This is a genomic window from Calothrix sp. CBUCES-K 9914 (assembly GCF_059640475.1).
In genome coordinates, this window is the sequence record NZ_JBXXZH010000194.1 from 1 (window position 1) to 18,385 (window position 18,385).

Annotated in this window: 18 protein-coding genes; 9 read left to right on the plus strand and 9 right to left on the minus strand. The window is 40.3% G+C overall.

What is annotated here, in order from left to right:
- Both AC2JBO_RS31940 and AC2JBO_RS31945 read left to right on the plus strand, forming a co-directional pair.
- The coding region (locus AC2JBO_RS31940; protein ID WP_496957657.1) for a PD-(D/E)XK nuclease family protein at positions 1-816 on the plus strand (816 nt) is incomplete at its 5' end.
- A gap of 46 nt (positions 817-862) precedes the next feature.
- Entirely contained in the window at positions 863-1,519 is a 657-nt protein-coding gene (locus AC2JBO_RS31945; protein WP_496957658.1) for a GNAT family N-acetyltransferase, read from the plus strand.
- A gap of 29 nt (positions 1,520-1,548) precedes the next feature.
- On the opposite strand, the gene AC2JBO_RS31950 is transcribed toward AC2JBO_RS31945, so the two are convergent.
- A complete protein-coding gene (locus AC2JBO_RS31950) occupies positions 1,549-2,340 on the minus strand; it encodes a Uma2 family endonuclease (protein WP_496957659.1) in 792 nt (263 codons plus the stop codon).
- Positions 2,341-2,615: 275 nt separating this feature from the next.
- Here AC2JBO_RS31950 and AC2JBO_RS31955 point away from each other — a divergent pair, with 275 nt between their 5' ends.
- Positions 2,616-3,080 carry a DUF4079 domain-containing protein gene (locus AC2JBO_RS31955; protein ID WP_496957660.1) on the plus strand — a complete coding sequence of 155 codons (465 nt, stop codon included), beginning with the start codon at positions 2,616-2,618 and terminating at the stop codon, positions 3,078-3,080.
- Between the two features lie 67 nt (positions 3,081-3,147).
- Here AC2JBO_RS31955 and AC2JBO_RS31960 read toward each other — a convergent pair whose 3' ends face one another.
- Positions 3,148-3,816 carry a DUF1997 domain-containing protein gene (locus AC2JBO_RS31960; protein ID WP_496957661.1) on the minus strand — a complete coding sequence of 223 codons (669 nt, stop codon included), beginning with the start codon at positions 3,814-3,816 and terminating at the stop codon, positions 3,148-3,150.
- Between the two features lie 182 nt (positions 3,817-3,998).
- Between AC2JBO_RS31960 and AC2JBO_RS31965 the strand changes: the two genes are divergently transcribed.
- The 6 genes from AC2JBO_RS31965 to AC2JBO_RS31990 all read left to right on the plus strand — a co-directional run bounded on the left by AC2JBO_RS31965 (position 3,999) and on the right by AC2JBO_RS31990 (position 9,650).
- Positions 3,999-4,658: an SDR family oxidoreductase gene (locus AC2JBO_RS31965; RefSeq protein WP_496957662.1), complete on the plus strand. Its 660-nt coding sequence runs from the start codon at positions 3,999-4,001 to the stop codon at positions 4,656-4,658.
- A 199-nt stretch (positions 4,659-4,857) separates the two neighbouring features.
- On the plus strand, positions 4,858-6,204 hold the full coding sequence (locus AC2JBO_RS31970) for a sensor histidine kinase (RefSeq protein ID WP_496957663.1): 1,347 nt from the start codon (positions 4,858-4,860) through the stop codon (positions 6,202-6,204).
- Positions 6,205-6,307: 103 nt separating this feature from the next.
- Positions 6,308-7,153 (plus strand): S-formylglutathione hydrolase, encoded by an 846-nt coding sequence (gene fghA, locus AC2JBO_RS31975; RefSeq protein WP_496957664.1) that lies wholly within the window; start codon positions 6,308-6,310, stop codon positions 7,151-7,153.
- A 25-nt stretch (positions 7,154-7,178) separates the two neighbouring features.
- Positions 7,179-7,568, plus strand: a complete 390-nt coding sequence (locus AC2JBO_RS31980; RefSeq protein ID WP_496957665.1) for a hypothetical protein — start codon at positions 7,179-7,181, stop codon at positions 7,566-7,568.
- Between the two features lie 21 nt (positions 7,569-7,589).
- A complete protein-coding gene (locus AC2JBO_RS31985) occupies positions 7,590-8,714 on the plus strand; it encodes a heavy metal-binding domain-containing protein (protein ID WP_496957666.1) in 1,125 nt (374 codons plus the stop codon).
- 42 nt (positions 8,715-8,756) lie between these two features.
- Entirely contained in the window at positions 8,757-9,650 is an 894-nt protein-coding gene (locus AC2JBO_RS31990) for a heavy metal-binding domain-containing protein (RefSeq protein ID WP_496957667.1), read from the plus strand.
- A gap of 56 nt (positions 9,651-9,706) precedes the next feature.
- Here AC2JBO_RS31990 and AC2JBO_RS31995 read toward each other — a convergent pair whose 3' ends face one another.
- From AC2JBO_RS31995 to AC2JBO_RS32025, 7 genes are all read right to left on the minus strand, one after another.
- Entirely contained in the window at positions 9,707-11,149 is a 1,443-nt protein-coding gene (locus AC2JBO_RS31995) for a cobyrinic acid a,c-diamide synthase CobB (RefSeq protein ID WP_496957668.1), read from the minus strand.
- A 125-nt stretch (positions 11,150-11,274) separates the two neighbouring features.
- Positions 11,275-12,651, minus strand: a complete 1,377-nt coding sequence (gene opcA / locus AC2JBO_RS32000) for a glucose-6-phosphate dehydrogenase assembly protein OpcA (protein WP_496957674.1) — start codon at positions 12,649-12,651, stop codon at positions 11,275-11,277.
- Between the two features lie 102 nt (positions 12,652-12,753).
- Positions 12,754-14,283: a glucose-6-phosphate dehydrogenase gene (gene zwf / locus AC2JBO_RS32005; RefSeq protein WP_496957669.1), complete on the minus strand. Its 1,530-nt coding sequence runs from the start codon at positions 14,281-14,283 to the stop codon at positions 12,754-12,756.
- A gap of 65 nt (positions 14,284-14,348) precedes the next feature.
- Positions 14,349-15,494, minus strand: coding sequence for a transaldolase (gene tal / locus AC2JBO_RS32010; protein ID WP_496957670.1), 1,146 nt, complete (start codon positions 15,492-15,494; stop codon positions 14,349-14,351).
- 115 nt (positions 15,495-15,609) lie between these two features.
- Complete coding sequence (gene fbp / locus AC2JBO_RS32015; protein WP_496957671.1) at positions 15,610-16,665, minus strand: class 1 fructose-bisphosphatase; 1,056 nt, start codon at positions 16,663-16,665, stop codon at positions 15,610-15,612.
- A 301-nt stretch (positions 16,666-16,966) separates the two neighbouring features.
- Positions 16,967-17,269, minus strand: coding sequence for an RNA-binding regulator (gene rbp / locus AC2JBO_RS32020; RefSeq protein ID WP_496957672.1), 303 nt, complete (start codon positions 17,267-17,269; stop codon positions 16,967-16,969).
- Positions 17,270-17,982: 713 nt separating this feature from the next.
- Positions 17,983-18,198, minus strand: coding sequence for a ssl0294 family protein (locus AC2JBO_RS32025; protein ID WP_496957673.1), 216 nt, complete (start codon positions 18,196-18,198; stop codon positions 17,983-17,985).
- Between the last annotated feature and the right edge of the window lie 187 nt (positions 18,199-18,385).

Below are 18,385 nucleotides of genomic sequence, written 5' to 3' on the forward strand. Positions count from 1 at the left end.
CATTTAATGCGACTTTCACAAGGACAGCTTAATACACTGTCCAAGTGTCCAAGACTGTTTCAGCATACCTACTTAGAACAGCTTTATTCTCCAACAGACCCAGACCACGATGAAAAGTTAATGTTGGGGAGTCGTTTTCACTTGCTGATGCAGCAGCGTGCGATGGGTTTATCTATCGATAGCTTTTTGGAAACTGACGCTAAGTTACGCAGTTGGATCGATGGACTTCAGAACGCGGCGCCAGAGATATTAGAGACATTACAAAATAATAGTGGTGATACGTTTAGCGAAAGCGAACATTATCGAACTCTACAGTTTCAAAATTATTTACTCGTAACCGTTTATGATTTGTTAATTGCCGATAATGTACAAGCGCAAATTGTAGATTGGAAAACTTACCCAAAACCACAAAACCCACGTTATTTAGAGCAAAACTGGCAAACTCTCCTCTACTTGTTTGTTTTAGCCGAAACAAGCGTCTATGTACCAGAAAATATTTCCATGACCTATTGGTTTGTTCAGCCTGGAGATAAACCACAAAGTCTCAAATTTAAATATAGCAGCGCGACTCACGAACAAACAAAGCATAAATTAAATCAGTTACTCACCCAGCTAACGCAATATATTTCCTCTTATTACGAAGGCAAAGATTTTCCCCAAGTCTCTCTTGGCAACAAATTATGCGAAAGATGCCAATTCGCAGTACGGTGTAATAGAACTTACGCAACATTAAACAACACATCTCTCAATTCTCCTCCTTTAACAATAGACAGTTCTTTGCTTGACTTAGTTAGCATTGAAGAAGTAAGTCTATAAAAGTGCTGAGTGCTGAGTGCTGAGTGCTGAGATATAAATAAATTTTATGCAGATTGAGAATTTTGACAGTAATGAGACTGTATTTGTTCGTGAATTAGGAATTGACGATATTGCTCCTATTTATCATTTGGGAGAAGAATTATTTACTAGTGAACTTTACCCGTATTTATACCGAACTTGGGATGAATGGGAGGTTATAGGACTTTACAACACCGATCCAGAATATTGTTTAGTGGCTGAGATTGATGGTGAACTTGCTGGATTTATTTTGGGAACGATTATTACTAAGGCTTCATTAACATACGGTTATATTTTATGGTTAGGAGTTAATCCAAAGTTTCAACGTCGTGGTGTTGCTGATAAATTAGTTGATAAAGCGATTGCGCGAATGATTGAGGATGGCGCACGCTTTATGTTAGTAGATACTGACCCAGCAAATACACCCGCACTTAAGTTCTTTAACCGTAAAGGATTTGGAAACACGCGCGAGCATATTTTTCTTTCGATGAACTTGAGTAAGCACGCGCATTACGGCAGGTTGATCGAATATGAACATCAAAAAGCAGAACGCGCGGGTTATCGACAAGTTGCGCGACGCAACCAGCGTAAACAAACTTTGCGCGCTGGTAAACCGGACGCAGGCGCCAGTGATATTGTTTTAAACCCACTGGTAAGCGAAATGCAACCACCAGATGAGTCCTGAACATTAAGCGCCGCATAGGCGGTAAGCGTTCAATCTTTTAAACTTTCAACTTCTTGCACTGTTAATGAAAGAATCTGCGCGACTTGTTCGATACTCATTCCTGTCTTTAGTAACTGAGATACCGCGTTTAATCTTGCCTGTCGTTCAGTTTCCGCGCGTTGTCGTTCGGTATCCGCGCGTTGTTGTTCGGCATCCGCACGTTGTTGTTCGGCATCCGCGCGTTTTTCAGCTTGTTCATACAATTCATCAAGCTCTACGGGTGTTACGAACTTGCGACCGTCTGGACGATAAATTTCAAGTGTTGTCGCTGTTAACACAAACTTGATTTGTAAACGTGGACTGACCCAATTATTTACGCTATTGATTGGTTTGAGAGTTTTCTTTGAACGTAACCAGCCTCTTAAAATATTTTTATCTGGGTCATATATATAGTATTCTTCGGCGCCGTGTTTCTGGTAAAAGTCGAACTTGTCGTCCATTTCTCTTTTCCTGTTACCAGGTGACAATATTTCAAATATTACCTGTGGTGGTATATTGTTTTCATGCGCTTGTACATATGAACGTCGATGACCTTTTGGTCTACCAAATACCACCATTGCATCAGGGGCGTATTTTGTATCAATATCACCTGCAATTGGATACCAGAACAAATCTCCAGCAACAAATACATCTGGATTTGATGCAAATAGTATTTCTAAACCTTCCTTAATAATTACGATCCAAATAAACTGTAACGTATTTTGCGCCATCGGTTCACCGTCGGTTTCTGGGTAAATAACCAAGTCATCGGCGGTATCGAATTCTGTAACTTGTCGTACCATGTTGCAGCACCTCTAAATTTATTGAGGTAGTTATCCTCAGTTTAATCGTAGACGTGGTAGATTTCCACCGTTGTTATAAGTAGTAAAATACTATGAAAAAAAACGGTACTACTTGGTAACGTGTGACAGATTTTCAACTGTACCTATCTTAAAAAGCACATAGAACGGGCAAGGATGCCCATTCCACAAGAGATTCTACAAGATATCTGACAAGAGACTGTAAAAAAAAGTTATGCTAAGTTTTATGAAGATTTAAGAATTTGGGGAACACGACAATGGAATTATCTCCATCGGTTAAGTACGGGTTAAATTTTGTCCACCCAGTTCTGATGTGGGGGTTATTGTTAGCGACGCTTTACGCTGCTTATCTGGGTTTAAAAGTTCAAAGTACCCGTAACGCGCAAGGTGAAGACAAGAAAGAGTTAATCAAAGGACGCTATAACGTTCGGCACTTTCAGATTGGTTCCTTGATATTGGGGTTTATGGTGGCAGGGTCTGTAGCGGCGATGGGTGTCACTTATATTAATAACGGTAAGTTGTTCGTTGGTCCACACTTGCTTATCGGACTTGGGATGACGATGCTTATTGCTTTTTCTGCATCACTTTCCCCTTTTATGCAAAAAGGCGCCAATTGGGCACGTATGACTCATATTTTAATCAATTTCACGATATTAGGCTTGTTTACTTACCAGGCTATTAGTGGTGTGCAAATTGTTCAGAAGATATTAAGTCAAGCTTAATCTTTGATTAATTATTAGTGGTCGATGCAAAATCGACCACTAATAATTAATGATTTATGTTTGGACATTAACGCTTTTTTGGAAAAGATACACCTATAGAGCGATGAAAATCGTCTTGAACTTTGCGAGTTAAGCGACGTGAGACTTGACGAACAATTTGGTTGAGTAAACGGTCTCCAGTGGTTTGAATTATCGACTGGGGTAAACGTTGGATGAACTTGGGAAAATGAATATTAACAGCTAAAAATAATTCCCACTCGACGCGCGTCATTTCTATAAAACCAGAAGAATCTTCCGCGCGACTCTCGACTAGCTGTAAGTTGGCACGGTAATCTACATCATATCCAGGTGCTTGGTAATCGGGAATTGGGATGGTGTGAATTCGATAGACACCTTCATCGGGTGGTAAGAGTTCCAAACCTATTTTTGGTTCGACCTCATAATTAAAGGCGCCAAAGCGACCAATTACCAAAGCATAACCATTTTGTCCCAATGGCTGAACCTTCATCGGTTCCGCACAACGTACAAACCACTCGCGATGAGCGTTTAAATATTCTGCGACAATACAAGATGGAGCGTGCATCTCCATACAGTCGCTGAAATTTCCGTAAAATATCGTTGGTTTGAAAGTCCCTGTGTTAGGTAATACATCCTCTGAGTTGACGATACCTGACGTTACAGATAACATTGGCTCTGTGGTTTCTAGTGCTTGGTACTCTTGGTCTTTCGATAGCATAACTGCCCTCCAGTATCTTTTGATTCCTTGCCCTTTACTTATCATTCCCTCATATGAGAGAACGTTTCGTACTAATTGTTCATTTTTACTGAAACCTTAAAAATTCGTAACAAATTTCATCTCGTCTTTTTAATCAACACACTCAATTAGACACTCATTAGTTTCCCAGGATAACGTTTATCATGAAAGCTTTTGTAGCAGGTGCAACAGGAGAAACGGGTCGTCGTATAGTTACTGAACTAGTCGCGCGCAATATTCCCGTTCGTGCTTTAGTCCGTGATCTCGACAGAGCAAGAAGTATTCTCCCTCCTGGTGTAGATTTAGTACAGGGTGATATTCTTGAACCTTCCACCCTTACAACCGCACTAGATGATAGTACTGTAGTTCTGTGTGCTACTGGCGCCAAACCAAGTTTAGACCCAACAGGGCCATATAAAGTAGACTTAGAAGGCACAAAAAACTTAATTGATGCAGCGAAAACAAAAGAGATCAATCATTTTGTTTTAGTGACTTCGCTGTGTACTTCACAATTTTTTCACCCCTTAAATTTGTTTTGGCTGATTTTGGTATGGAAAAAGCAAGCTGAAGAATACTTACAAAAAAGTGGTTTAACTTATACCATTGTGCGTCCAGGTGGGTTAAAAAATGAAGACAACTCGGATGCAATTATCATGCAAAGTGCTGATACCCTATCTGAGGGTAGCATTCCCAGACAAAAAGTGGCACAGGTTTGCGTTGAAGCACTATCAGAACCCAGCGCGCGGAACAAAATAGTCGAAATAGTCGCAAAACCCGAAGCTGCACCCAAAGCATTCACAGAATTATTTGCCAACGTCGCCTAATTTACTGTCGTAGCACAGGCATCCCTGCCTGTGCATCCCTCCCTGCCTGTGCAAAAATGTCTCATAGCTGAAAACGAACATAAATAATGTAAAGAATTATTATCCTCCGTACTCTTAAGGTAATATATGAAACTAAGTTGGGAACTCTAAATAATGAGGTGTAATTATTCAGATGTTAACAACGAGGCATATGATTGATATGAACCTACTCACCTGTGATATTATCGAGCGCAAAATTTCCCAAGATAGACTGCGCGTAAGCGAAGAGAACTTACAACTATTGGTTTCATCTGTGAGAGAGTACGCTATTTTCATGCTGGATATCAAGGGACGGGTTGCTAGTTGGAACAGAGGAGCTGAAGTAATTAAAGGTTACAAAGCGCAAGAAATTATTGGGCAACATTTCTCTCGCTTTTATACATCAGAAGATTTAGAAGATTGCAAACCCGAACGTGAACTTCAAATTGCCATTACGGATGGACACTATCAAGAAGAAGGTTGGCGCCTTCGTAAAGATGGTTCTCGTTTCTGGGCAAATGTTGTAATTACTCCCTTATTTAATGAAAATGGAGAATTGCGAGGTTTCTCAAAGGTAACGTGCGATGTTACCGAACGAAAAATTGTTGAAGAAAACTTACGTTTATCTGAAGCAAATTTGTTGCAAAAAGCTCAAGAATTAGAAAAAACCTTAAACCAACTTTATCAAACTCAAGCTCAGTTGATACAGAAGGAGAAAATGTCTTCCCTTGGTCAACTGGTAGCAGGTGTTGCTCATGAAATTAATAATCCTGTTAGTTTTATCAGTGGAAATCTGATTCCTATTAATGACTATACTGAAGACTTATTACATTTATTAAAATTGTACAAACAGCATTATCCTAATCCTCACTTAGATATTCATAAAAAAGCAGAGGCAATTGATTTAGAGTTTTTAATTGAAGATTTCCCCAAATTGCTATCGTCAATGAAAATTGGAACTGAAAGGATTCAAAATATTGTGCTTGCGCTTCGGAATTTTTCTCGTGTGGATGAAGCTGAAGTGAAAGAAGTAGATATTCACGAAGGAATCGATGGTACTTTAATGATTTTACAAAATCGACTCAAGACAAATTCTAAGTATTCAGAAATTCAGTTAGTTAAAGAGTATGGAAACCTTCCTTTAGTGGAATGTTACGCCGGACAACTCAATCAAGTTTTTATGAATATTCTTACTAATGCCATCGATGCAATAGAAGAATTAAATCAACAATGTTTTTTAAAAAGTATAACAGTAACTCAAAATTTTATTAAGATTAGTACTCATAAATTTGCCGATAAGATAGTAATTGCAATTTATAATAGTGGACTAAGTATTTCAAAAGCTATTATCTCCAAAATTTTCGACCCTTTCTTTACGACGAAAGATGTTGGCAAAGGAACAGGTCTAGGTTTATCTATTTGTTATCAAATAATAACTGTAAAACACAGGGGTCAGATTTGGTGTGATTCAACTTCAGAACAAGGCACAAAGTTTGTGATTGAACTTCCTCTCAAATTGGATACATAAATACTACATTAAAGGTGATGATTGATAGTTCTAATTTTTTGTATACGTGGATTTTCTCTCATTAGATAGGATTGCTATATATAAAACTTTTAGCTTCTCCTCTATGTCTCTGAATCTGAAAATCGACTACAAATCCTTTGGTGGTAAACTTAGCTTCTACTCCCACGCTTCGACTACCTGTAATATTCCAATGCGCTTTGCCGTATATCAACCTCCACAAATGCAAAAATCTTTTCCCGTTTTGTACTTCCTTTCTGGGTTGACTTGCACTGAAGAGAATTTCATGGCTAAAGCACACGCCCAAAAGTACGCTGCTGAATATGGGCTAATATTAGTGGCGCCGGATACAAGTCCGAGAGATGCGGGTATTCCAGGTGAAGATGATGACTGGGACTTTGGCACAGGCGCCGGGTTTTATGTGGACGCGACACAAGAACCTTGGGCAAAACATTACAACATGTATAGTTATATCGTTGAAGAACTACCTAGTTTAATTGCAGCCAACTTTCCAATTGATATCAACAAACAAGGTATATTTGGTCACTCAATGGGTGGACATGGGGCACTCGTTTGTGCTTTGCGAAATCCACAAAAATTCAAATCAGTATCAGCATTTGCGCCAATTGTGGCGCCAATGCAGTGTCCTTGGGGAATAAAAGCATTCACTGCCTACTTAGGCGAAGATAAAGAAAATTGGCGCCAGTATGATGCAAGTGACATAATTAAAAAGTATAAATATCATAGTAGTATCCTTATCGACCAAGGTACAAATGATAAGTTCGCACAAGAACAACTAAAACCTGAGATATTTGAGCAAGCTTGTCAAGAAGTTAACCAACCATTAACTTTACGTTACCAAAATGGTTATGACCATAGCTATTACTTTATTTCTAGCTTCATGGAAGACCATATAAAGCATCATGTTCGCGTTTTACAAGTTGAAAGCTAAATAAATATATCTAAATACATATATTATGGAAGAAGATTTAGACCAAGCTCTAGAAGTGGATGTTCTTGCTGCTGGACTACGTATGGATAAGCAAGAATCTGGCGACATGTTAGAATCATTGTCAAAAAGATTGCAAACCATACTACCAACTCAAATCCTTGTCAAACGAGAGTTACTAGGTTTAGGTAGTGTAAAACAAATAACTGTATGCTTTGAGGATAATCACTATCAAATTAGCCGCGAACGTTACGGTTCATTATCTGCCAAAATAATTAAAATTGTACGAGGTGTAGTAATTAAGACAACAGATGTTTCAATGGAGCAATGGAATAATGAAGTTGCTCAGAATCTAGCTATGTTAGCGCAAAATAGCGCCGAAACGAGAAACGCTTTAAATAAATTCATTAACGGCTAATTCATAGATTAAGTCAAAATTATGGGATTATTTGACCGTTTAGCCAATGCTTGTAGTCGAACTGTCGTTTGGTTGTTTACTGGAAATACTCAATCAGCAATAAGTCAAACAAGCAACCCAGAATTATCGGAAGTCAAATTTACCCCAAAAATTGGGACGCAGCGTCTAAAATTGCAGTCATCTGTAAGTAATAAGTTTTTTACAAGTGATTTAAGTAGTAACGAATACCTGTTAGCGTGCGAAACAGGGTTTGAGCCAATTGGTATAGTAATGGGGACTTGCTTTTATAAAGTAGGGTTTTACGGTTACTTTCGGGGGTATCAAAAGCATACAGGTGAGTTGGAAGCATTAACACAAGCACAATTAGCAGCGCGCGAGTTAGCAGTTCAAAGAATGCAAGAAGAAGCTGCGATGTTGGGTGCATGTGGCATTATTGCAGTGCGCTTGCAACAAAGTCGGCAACATTGGGGTATAGGGACGGTTGAATTTACAGCCATTGGTACAGCTATTCGTTTACCGTTACGTCCGGAGCGTGCTTCTTCAAATGGTTCTAAACCTTTTACTAGCGACTTAAGTGGACAAGAGTTTTGGCAATTGTACCAAGCTGGATATTTACCGAAAGGATTAGTATTTGGCGCCTGTTCTTACTATGTGCATAGTAATCGTCAAACTCGTAGTTTGATGAATAAATCATGGTGGAACCAAAGGTATGGAAACGCAAGACAGAACCAGGAACTGATTCAATTTAGTGAGGGTTTTCAGGCTTCGCGCGATTTAGCTGTTGCTCGGCTGTCGAAAGATATAGAAAAATTGGGTGGCATTGGAGCGGTTGGGATGCATATTCACACCGACATTGAAAAAATTGATTACCAACCATTTTCTAGTCTTTGGTTATGGTCTTTTGGGTTCCTATTTTTATTTGGATTATTTCAACCTGTTATATTTGCGATAGCACTCTTTCTACTTATCCCTTTTGTATTTTTTTATTCAATAATTAGTAGTTTATTGAGTTTTTTTAATCCTGGTCCATTTCGTGACCTACTAGCTAATTTTGTTGCTGTCGGTACTGCAATTGCTCCTAATCAAGAACCAGTCCAAAACCCTGTTAGTAAAGCATTGCTATTCATTCCACTGTCTAAAAGTTAAAATTTTAATAGTCAAATTTACTTAATGATTACAGCATTTTTTATGACAAATAGAAATTTTAATCAAAGTAACGAACAGCCACTTGGTAATGAATTACCAGTTCATGCTCGTCAGCGTTTAGCAGAAATGCGAGGTGGCAATGGACATAAAAGCTTATTTACCAGTGATTTATCAGTCAATGAGTTTTTATTAGTTAAGGAAGCTGGTTTTGAGCCATTGGGACTAGTTGTTGGTTGCTCAATGTACCACATTGGTTTTCAGTGGGCAGGTGTATACCAAAGCATGGAAATGACTGTTTTATCGCAAGCAATGTATCACGCGCGTGAATTAGCAATGAGTCGGATGGAAGAAGAAGCTTTAGCTTTAGGCGCCGATGGTATAGTGGGAGTGCGCTTAACAGCTAAACACATGAGTTGGGAACCTAATTTAGCTGAGTTTGTAGCAATTGGCACCGCAGTTGTGGCACGTGATAAAAGTCTTTCTTATCGCAATTTCAAAAATAAACCTTTTACAAGTGACCTTTCTGGACAGGACTTTTGGACGCTGCTGAAAGCTGGTTATCGGCCAGTTGGTCTAGTAATGGGTAACTGTGTTTATCACGTTGCTTATCAGGGTATTGGGCAATGGTTTAAGAATATGGGTAGAAATGTTGAGATGACCAACTTTACCCAGGCACTGTACGATGCGCGCGAACTGGCAATGGAGCGAATGCAAGTAGAAGCTGCCCATTTACAAGCTGAAGGGATAATTGGCGCCAAAATTCATGAAGGGCAATATTCATGGGGTTCGCATGTGATTGAATTTTTTGCTCTTGGTACTGCGGTTGTTCCTACTCGTAGCGACCACCATATTCCGACTCCGCAATTAGTACTATCACTGAACGACCCACCAACAGTAGTTAATCAAGTAAATAGTTATTCTGCTTCAGACCACTAAATTATTTATAAAATCCGCACGTTGTAGAGACGCTCAGAACCGGAGCGTCTCTACATTTATTTGCGTTCTAAACAATATTTTAAAAATCGTTGTGGAATTTCTTGAGAACTTCCCCAATGTTGGTGAACGTAAGAAGCGTGAAGATTAAATTGTGTACTCCAACCTTCATCACCTGTAAACTCTCCTGTGTCAGCGCGATAAGTCTCAAAAACAGGCGCCTTTAAGTTAGATAGTAAACGCGAACGGTGAAATTCATGTCCATGAATAACTGTACCTGCGTCAAGAAGAAAATTATTCTGTAGTGTAACCGCGCGTCGATAACCTAACGTCAAGCGTTTATCCATTACAGCTTGAGTTGGTAATACTCCCACCATTGACCAAGCGTTATTTTCAAAGTCGATAATTTTGTCACACAAGTACATCAAACCACCACATTCAGCAATGGTGGGTATTCCAGCTTGAATAGCATCTTTAACAGCAAGAAGCGCACTTATATTACTCGATAACTCTTGAGCAAAGATTTCTGGAAATCCACCACCAAAATACATTCCCTGAATATTTTTGGGTAAATCATCTTTTAGCGGACTCCAAAAAATTAACTCGGTGCCAAATTTTTGTAGTAAATCTAAATTATCTTGATAGTAAAAATTAAAAGCATTATCTAACGCCACAGCAATTTGAACTGAGTATTCCCCCTTTCCCTGACTTTTAACGTCATGCGGAGAAATAACAAAAGAACCTAACCCCCTAACCCCCTTCCCTATGAGGGAAGGGGGAATACACTCGCTCCCCTCTCCTTGTAGGAGAGGGGTTGGGGGAGAGGTTCTTAACAAGGGTAATAACGCTTCCCAGTCAAAACAACTGGCACCTAAAGTAGCAAGTCGAGACATAATAGCATCGAGTTCTGGTAGTTCAGATGTAGGTACTAAACCTAAATGACGGTCGGGAATTGATATATTATCCTCGCGTCGTAATACACCTAATATTTTTATTTGTAGAGGTGCAAGTGCATTTTTGAGTAAATCTAAATGACGGTCACTTCCAACACGGTTAAGAACTACACCCGCAATATTGATACTTGGGTCAAGCGTGCAGTAACCATGCACAATAGCAGCTACCGACCCCGATAAGCGACTACAATCAACAACTAAAATGACTGGTATATTTAATAACTTAGATATATGTGCTGTACTCGAAAAGGGAACGGTTTGATTTCCAATACCATCGAACAACCCCATGACACCTTCTACTAAAGAAAAATCGGCGCCTTCGCGATGATAGCAAAAACATTCTTGGACATATTGCTCTGAAGTTAATACAGGGTCTAAATTACGACATGCTCTACCAGTTATATAACGGTGAAACATTGGGTCGATGTAGTCTGGACCAACTTTATAAGATTGTACATTGTATTTATTTTTACATAAATAAGCAAGTAGGGCGAGCGTGACTGTCGTCTTGCCCACCCCGCTACGTTCTCCAGTAATAATTAAAGACATGAAAATAATTAGGAGTTAGGAGTTAGGAGTTGTAAGTTGTGAGTTAAGAATATTACCAGATATTAAGTTTATTATCCTAATTCCTAACTTTTAATTCCTAATTCCTAATTCCTAACTCCTAACTTTTACTCTTCAGTGCTGAAGCCAAATTTTAAAATTTGTGCTGTAAGTGCGAGACTTTCTTCTAAGAGTGCTTCATGACCCCAGCGTTGTACTTGTTGACTTAATAGCACTTCAGCTTTTTGTTCTGAAAGTGAGGTAACTTGTTGGAATAAACCTGTGGACTGGGCGCCACCTTGAGTTTCCATCCGCATACAGCCACCTGTTTCGGAACAAATTAAAGTACCACAGTCAGCATTGATATTGGTTGAACTCAACCGTAGTGCAACTAAGTCACCTGGAACCTGACCAACGTCTCCCATTGGAACACCAGCTAACTCAGCTTCGATCGGTCGCTGGTCGTTGGAAAGAAATTTAATTTTGGTGATATCATAATCACCTTTTTCTTGCTGATAACCAACTGGTTTCCAACCTAGGCGACTTGCAAACCAGCCAATAAATAGTAATGCCTGTACTGGACTGCCTTTTTCGTAATCGATATTTACACGGTCAATTTCACCTAGCGCTGCACGACGGTTTGGTGCATCATATGCTTGTGCCGCTAATTCCTGCCATCCAGAAATTCGGCGCCAGTTAAGGTCTGCAAGAGGTACACCGTTTTCAACTAACTCTTGTAAGTTGAGTAAATCTTTCTCAGGCTCGTTGAAATTGCATGAGTCAACAATTACGTTATTACAAACTGCTGACAAGCGTTTAAATAATGGGTTATTTGGGTCGGGTGTTGCTTTCCACCATAGAAATTTAGGCAACCCACCTATTAATAACGCGGGTATCATCCCACCAATACGTTCGAGTGCAGTTGCTGTACCAGTTAAAGTTAGGTATTCACAACAAACAAGCGCACTACTCGATGACTGCTTTTGAATTGGACAATACGCAGCCACTTGAGCTTTAACGCCTTCGTCAGCTCCTGCAAGTGGAGAAAGAGTTACTATGCGGCAGGGGTTACGAAGCGCAATTTCATCGGCGATACGAGGGCTTTTTGAATCTGCTTTGTATGCTATAGCTTCAGAAATTTTACCTGAAGCCCGACCTTTGACTACTTCTCCCCGCAATATTGTAACTGTATCGGGTGTTGGTTTTCCTGTTTCTGGTATTTTATAAGCTTTTTGAGCTTCGCGAAGCGCTGTTTCAGTTTGCGGTCCTAAAATTCCATCAATTGGACCGTTATAAAACCCTAACGCTGCTAAAAGCTGCTGCGTTTCTTCTGGTTCATAAACAACCAAAGTAAAAGTTGTCGCGCGCGTTGCAGCAGGTAAAGCACCATCCTCACCTGCCATACCATAACTTTGCCAAATTTGCCCTAGTTCCGCTTCGATTTCTGTTAACGAAACATCTTTTGGCGCCTGAAGTGAATAAATTGTAGGAGCTTGGGAAACCATAATTTTTACTAAGTATAAACAGTGATGAGTGCTGAGTGCTGAGTGCTGAGTAATGAGTAAGGAAGTATACTCAGCACTCAGCACTTTCCACACAGCACTTTTTTAGAGTCTTCTCCAACGACGACCGTCGCGGTTAATCAATAGTTCTGCTTCAACTGGTTCCCATGTACCTGCTTCATAGGTGGGAATAGTTGTTGGGTCTGCGGGTGCATCCCAGACTGAGAGGGCAGGTGTAACTACTTGCCATGCAGCCTCTACTTCGTCACCGCGCGTAAATAGGGTTTGGTCGCCCATCATACAATCTAAGAATAGACGGTCGTATGCATCTGATGTTGCTTCGATACCAAACGAACCGTAGCTAAAATCCATATCTACAGAACGAGTTCGGAAGTCAGCCCCTGGCATTTTCACTTCAAACCGTAGCGAAATCCCTTCATTAGGCTGAATTCGCATTGCCAGAACGTTGGCATTAACTTGTTGAGCAGCAGATTGAAAAATACGCGAGGGAACTTCACGGAAGTGGATGGATATTTCGCTGACTTTTTTGGGCATTCGCTTTCCTGTTCGCAGATAAAAAGGAACACCTTGCCAGCGCCAGTTATCGATGACAAATTTCATCGCTACATATGTAGGGGTGGTTGAATTGGGATTCACACCTGGTTCTTCACGATACCCAGGTACTTGCTTTCCTTTCATCCAACCAGCGCCGTATTGTCCACGTATAGCTGATAAATCGAGGTTATGAATATCCGCTAAACGAGTTGCTTGTAATACCTTAACTTTTTCTGTACGGATGCTTTCTGCATCCATCGCGTTCGGCGCCTCAATTGCGGTCATACAGTAAAGTTGCATGAGGTGGTTTTGCAACATATCCCGTAGGGCACCGGATGATTCATAATAACCCGCGCGGTCTTCTACACCAACGGTTTCAGCAACAGTTATTTGTACGTGGTCTACAAAACGACGGTTCCACAATGGTTCAAAAATTGCGTTGGCAAAACGGAACACCAATAAGTTTTGAACTGTATCTTTACCCAAGTAATGGTCGATACGATAAACTTGATTTTCTTTACAGTACTTTTGTACAACAACATTCAGACTTTTGGCTGACGCTAAGTCACGACCGAAGGGTTTTTCAATAACCAAACGGTGTTTATAGGGGTCATCAAGCATTTTGGCAGTACCAAGCTGTTTGATGGCTTCGGCAAACAAGTTTGGAGAAAGCGAAAGATAGAACATGCGGTTGCCGCGCGTTCCCCGTTTCTCATCGAGTTCGGTTAAAAATGTCTTAAGTTTTTGATAATCTTCAGGTTTATCGGTATTACCTGAGCAGTAAAATAACCCTTGAGCAAAATCTTGCCAGAGTTCTTCTGGGTGTACACCACCGTGAGCTTCCTCCATACCCTTCCGCATTTGTTCACGGAAGTATTCGTGAGTCCACTCGCGACGCGCGACTCCAACGATAGTTGTTTCGGGTGGAATACGTCGTTCTTTCCGCAGTTTATACAACGAAGGGACAAGTTTACGCCAAGTCAAGTCTCCGGAGGCACCGAAGATTACAATGATTTGCGGTTCGGGCATCCCTTGTTGTTGCAGACCAACCCGCAAAGGATTTTCTAGCAGACTGACCATAAAATTTTGGATTTTCGATTTGGGATTTTAGATTGGGTTAGGAGCTAATCTCTAACCCATATTTCTTACACAGGAGACAATAACTTAATTTTGTCTTCTAAAGAGTTCATCAATGACTCAAAGGGTTTGACAAACTTTTCAATACCGTCGGTGAGAAGTTCATCCATAACGGTATTAATGTCGATATTGATATCCGGGTCTTTGAGGCTATCAATAAGTTTGTACGCCTCGTCAACATTGCTTTCTATACGACTTGCAACATTGCAGTGGTCGCTACAAGCATCAATAGTTGCTGGAGGTAAAGTATTAACGGTTTCTGGACCAATAAGTTCATCAACGTACATAACGTCGCTATAGCTGGGGTCTTTAGTACTCGTCGAAGCCCATAATAACCGCTGTACATTTGCACCCTTTGCTGCTAAAGCCTTCCAGCGCTCGTCTTGCACAATTTTTTTGTACTCTTGGTAGGCGATTTTGGCGTTTGCAATTGCAACTTTACCTTTTACCGCGCGTAGTTTAGCTTCTATAGCGATGTCGTCTACCCCTTTTTTAAGTATCGCATCGATTTTGCCATCAATATTGCTATCGATTCGGCTAAGGAAGAAACTAGCGACAGAAGATATTTTGTTAATGGGTTCACCTTCTGCGGAACGTTTTTCCAAACCGCGAATGTACGCCCAGAAACAGTTAACATAACTTTGCACACTGAACAATAGCGTTACGTTAACGTTAATCCCTTCCGATATTACAGTCTCTACAGCAGGCAACCCGGCTTCTGTTCCGGGAATCTTAATCATTACATTGTCTTTGCCAATTTCAGAGTAATAGCGACGAGCTTCTTGAATTGTTGCTTCAGTATCGTGTGCAATAGTTGGTGGGACTTCTATACTTACATACCCATCCAATCCATCTGTCGCATCATATACTGGGCGCAAAATATCACAGGCTTTACGAATGTCTTCAAATACAAGCGATTCGTAAATTTTGTACGTAGGTAGTTCCGCACGAACACCTGCTTCGATATCAGCATCGTAAATTGCATTCCCGTATATAGCCTTCTCGAAAATGGCTGGGTTTGAAGTAATGCCACAAATACCCTGGTTTTCAACTAGATTTTTGAGTTCCCCGGATTTAATAATATCTCTCGTCAAATTATCCATCCAGATACTTTGACCGTAGTTTTTGATTTCCAGTAGATGATTGGTTGCCATAATTGATCTCGCAGATTATTAATTGATCCCGCTATAGCTACCTGAAGGAACTAGCCGTACTCTTATTAATCAAAACTCGTACAGACGTGATTAATCACGTCTCTACAATCAGAACTCAGGACTCAGCACTTTTTTTGATGAATGACTCGACTTTTGCGACATCCTCTTTACTACCGATAACTAAGGGAGTACGTTGGTGCAGTTTAGTTGGTACTACATCTAATATATCTGTAACACCAGTAGTCGCGCGGCCACCAGCTTGTTCAATCACATAAGCTAAAGGCGCCGTTTCGTAAAGCAAACGTAGTTTTCCTTCAGGTTTTTGGAGTGTGCCGGGATATAAAAACACACCACCTTGCAGTAATACTCTATGAATGTCGCTGACCATTGCGCCACTATACCGAGCAGTATATCCTTCTGTCCGATGGACATAGCGAACGTACTCGCGTATAGATTCATCCCATTGCCAGAAGTTGCCTTCGTTAACGCTATAAATAGAACCTTTATCAGGAACCCGAATATTTTCTTCGGTTAAGATAAATTCGCCTAAACTTGGGTCGAGTGTAAAAGAATGAACACCTCTACCTATCGTGTAGATAAGCATCGTACTTGGACCGTAGAGAATATACCCAGCTGCAATTTGATTACGTCCGTTAACAAGTAAATCGCTTGCTTTTTGATCTAAATCTTCGCCTTCTTGTTTACGAATTGCGAAAATAGAACCAAGGCTGAGATTATTATCTGTGTTTGAAGAACCGTCGATAGGGTCGTAAAGCAAAGTGTATCGACCAACAGGACAATTTTCGGGAATGTAGTAAGGTTCATCCATTTCTTCAGATGCCAACCTACACACTAACCCACTTTGCTTAAAGACTGAGATAAATACGTCATTAGCGTATACATCCATCTTTTTAACAGATTCACCCTGGACGTTAACTTCTCCAGTAAAACCCAGTACTCCTTCCATCAAACCCGCGCGACTGAGACGACGAGCGATTAACTTACCCGCAAGCCCGATACGATTCATCAGCGCGCTTAAATCTTGTGCTTCAGGAGAAAACGACTGTAACTGTTGTAGAACATGACGCGACAGCGTTGTACAATCACGGTCTAACCCATCGTTTGTAACGTTACTCCGAGACAAGTCCAGAGATTCTGACGCTTGAGCCATTGTTTTAAGTCCTTTTTCTCGTACTGGCTGAAAGTTCGATTAATTCCGAACACTGCTGCCTCTATCTTAGAAATTTAATAAAGGAACTGATAGGTGTTTTAGATTAACTAAAGGATTAAGGCGCGCTAGTCTTTGTCCAAATAACCAAAAACCGACTAGCCGTGGCAGGTATGGGAATACCACGACTTGTCGGTTCATTTTTTATATAACTTACATTGACTTAAATTGTTTTCTGTCAATATTTCGCGACCAAGGGCTTGCGTCATAAGAAAACAATCTGCTATGATTAATATCCCATCATTTATTCATAGGCTTCTTGTTTCCAGTTTCCTCGTCGATTACCACCACCGCCGCCGCCACCTTCTCGTGGTTTCGCCTTATTGACTCGAAGCTGGCGCCCCATCCATTCGGCGCCATCAAGTTCGGTGATAGCGTTATCTTCTTGGGCATCTTCATTCATGTCAACAAAGGCAAAGCCACGCATCCGACCTGTTTCACGGTCGGTGGGCAGCACGACTCTAGTCACCTCGCCGTAGTCTGCGAATACTGCTCTTAAGTCTGCTTCGGTAGCGCGGTAAGAGAGATTTCCAACGTAAATAGTCATGTGGATCGCGTTAAATTTGAACAGAAAGCATTGAGTTCAACAGTAAGACCGTTAATTAAAATTGCTATCTAGAATAAGCTATTGTTAGTTTACGATCAATAATGGGCAACACTAGACCAAAGCGAACATTGTTATTGCTTACCTAGTCTGAGGTACAACCATTGCTTGGGCTGAACTTATGTATACGCTAATAATAATAACTGATTGTGCGAAATTTCAAAGTATGAGATTTTACAAAGGTTAGTAAGTTATGATTAATCTGACTTATATTTAGGATATCTTCAGATTTCGTAACTGTTTAGATATATGCCTTACGATTCTAATTGTTTGCCTAGCCCAGAGACATTATCCATAAACCTTGGGTGCCTTCTTCAACATCCACCTCCATTTCGGGCAAAGCCTATTCCCGAAGAAACTTTAACGGGAGCATCAAACTAAGTATAACTGACAGCATTTGTAGTTAACCTTTCATCACGCTAACTTTAATATAAGAAAATGCAATAATTTTGTGAACTTATATAAAATTTAACCTAACTTTACCCCATCAACCATAGTTTTTTGTTTGAGTAATTATACTTAAATTTTATACATACTCTCCTATTAAGTTATGAGCGCTGAGTTATGAGTGCTGAGTTCAAACTCTTAACTCCGCTTCTCGTACAGACGCTCCTGAACTGGAGGGTCTGTACTCAGCACTCAGCACTCATAACTTTTTACTCGATAGAAATAGACTGAGGTCCAGTGCTTTTGCCATTGTTAATAATAGTCACACTTGGAGTATAACTAGTACCCATTTGCTGGTTTAGCCAACTTCTTACAGGGTCATCAGCAAGATGAAGACGCAGGGCGCCGGAAGCAAAACCACCCAAAAACGAAACTGGGTGTTGCACAAGTTGTTTAAATATAGGTGACAGTTCATCAAGAAACATAATATTCACATCCTCGCAGGCGCCGTGTCATTATCATTGTAGTCATTAACTATTGTAACAATCCTAAATTTGTAGAGGCAGGTTAATCAAAATATCAATGTAGACCAATGTTGATCCCCCCCAACCCCCCTTAATAAGGCAGGGCTGTTTCATTCCCTCTCAAATCGGATTTGTCAAGATGGTTAGC

Excerpts from the sequence above, each read along its gene's own strand:
- AC2JBO_RS31945 (WP_496957658.1), top strand. The coding sequence starts at position 863 with ATGCAGATTGAGAATTTTGACAGTAATGAGACTGTATTTGTTCGTGAA.
- AC2JBO_RS31950 (WP_496957659.1), bottom strand. The coding sequence starts at position 2,340 with ATGGTACGACAAGTTACAGAATTCGATACCGCCGATGACTTGGTTATT.
- AC2JBO_RS31955 (WP_496957660.1), top strand. The coding sequence starts at position 2,616 with ATGGAATTATCTCCATCGGTTAAGTACGGGTTAAATTTTGTCCACCCA.
- AC2JBO_RS31960 (WP_496957661.1), bottom strand. The coding sequence starts at position 3,816 with ATGCTATCGAAAGACCAAGAGTACCAAGCACTAGAAACCACAGAGCCA.
- AC2JBO_RS31965 (WP_496957662.1), top strand. The coding sequence starts at position 3,999 with ATGAAAGCTTTTGTAGCAGGTGCAACAGGAGAAACGGGTCGTCGTATA.
- AC2JBO_RS31970 (WP_496957663.1), top strand. The coding sequence starts at position 4,858 with ATGAACCTACTCACCTGTGATATTATCGAGCGCAAAATTTCCCAAGAT.
- fghA (WP_496957664.1), top strand. The coding sequence starts at position 6,308 with ATGTCTCTGAATCTGAAAATCGACTACAAATCCTTTGGTGGTAAACTT.
- AC2JBO_RS31980 (WP_496957665.1), top strand. The coding sequence starts at position 7,179 with ATGGAAGAAGATTTAGACCAAGCTCTAGAAGTGGATGTTCTTGCTGCT.
- AC2JBO_RS31985 (WP_496957666.1), top strand. The coding sequence starts at position 7,590 with ATGGGATTATTTGACCGTTTAGCCAATGCTTGTAGTCGAACTGTCGTT.
- AC2JBO_RS31990 (WP_496957667.1), top strand. The coding sequence starts at position 8,757 with ATGACAAATAGAAATTTTAATCAAAGTAACGAACAGCCACTTGGTAAT.
- AC2JBO_RS31995 (WP_496957668.1), bottom strand. The coding sequence starts at position 11,149 with ATGTCTTTAATTATTACTGGAGAACGTAGCGGGGTGGGCAAGACGACA.
- opcA (WP_496957674.1), bottom strand. The coding sequence starts at position 12,651 with ATGGTTTCCCAAGCTCCTACAATTTATTCACTTCAGGCGCCAAAAGAT.
- zwf (WP_496957669.1), bottom strand. The coding sequence starts at position 14,283 with ATGGTCAGTCTGCTAGAAAATCCTTTGCGGGTTGGTCTGCAACAACAA.
- tal (WP_496957670.1), bottom strand. The coding sequence starts at position 15,494 with ATGGCAACCAATCATCTACTGGAAATCAAAAACTACGGTCAAAGTATC.
- fbp (WP_496957671.1), bottom strand. The coding sequence starts at position 16,665 with ATGGCTCAAGCGTCAGAATCTCTGGACTTGTCTCGGAGTAACGTTACA.
- rbp (WP_496957672.1), bottom strand. The coding sequence starts at position 17,269 with ATGACTATTTACGTTGGAAATCTCTCTTACCGCGCTACCGAAGCAGAC.
- AC2JBO_RS32025 (WP_496957673.1), bottom strand. The coding sequence starts at position 18,198 with ATGTTTCTTGATGAACTGTCACCTATATTTAAACAACTTGTGCAACAC.